The sequence below is a fragment of the Vibrio sp. 10N.222.48.A3 genome, assembly GCF_041475345.1.
GTDB classification, from domain to species: Bacteria; Pseudomonadota; Gammaproteobacteria; order Enterobacterales; family Vibrionaceae; genus Vibrio; species Vibrio tasmaniensis_A.
Genome location: NZ_JBFRVX010001272.1, coordinates 1 through 620 on the forward strand (window position 1 = coordinate 1; position 620 = coordinate 620).

The 620-nt window shown below is 40.5% G+C and carries 1 protein-coding gene; it reads right to left on the reverse strand.

Annotated features, from left to right (window positions below; translation table 11 throughout):
* Nucleotides 1-589 (reverse strand): hypothetical protein (locus tag AB4653_RS25615; RefSeq protein ID WP_372105630.1); only part of this gene is annotated, 589 nt, incomplete at its 3' end.
* Nucleotides 590-620 lie beyond the last annotated feature (31 nt).

The window sequence follows — 620 nt, forward strand, 5'->3', positions numbered from 1 at the left end:
TCCTTTCAGACATACCAACTCCATTATCAGTAATTTCTAGAACATGCCCCTTGCCTTCCACCTCCATTAGTTTTATCACAATTTTCCCATCACCAACGTCGAAGTCCTCATCTAAGACAGCCCTTGCTTCAATAGCATCTGCAGAATTTTGAATCATTTCTCGAATAGGGGTTAACGGGAAATCGTATAAGTCAGTACCACCCAGCGTCAAAGCCAGCGATGGAACATCAGATACTTGAAGGTTTAGTGGAATCGGTGTCCAGTCCTTAACTTGTATGTGTTGCGCTAGTGCACCTGGAGAACCTGAACCAACAACCCCTTGAGCTTCAAAACGCTGAATTGATAAACGTTCTTGTATATCAGAAGCATTTCTAAGCTCTAAATCCACCATTTGAATTGTGTCGAAACACAAATTCCATGCACTTGCTTCTTCAATAGTAAACGGAGACTTTGAAGTATATTGAATCTTTCGACTTACTAACGTGGGTTGGGCTAATTTACTTTGAAACTTCCAGTGAATCGCAGATTCTTCATTAATAGTTCTAAGAGCTGAAGTAAATGTTGGAGCTCTTCGATCATCTAAATGCATCGCATCAATGCACCTTAAAATCAATGCCAAC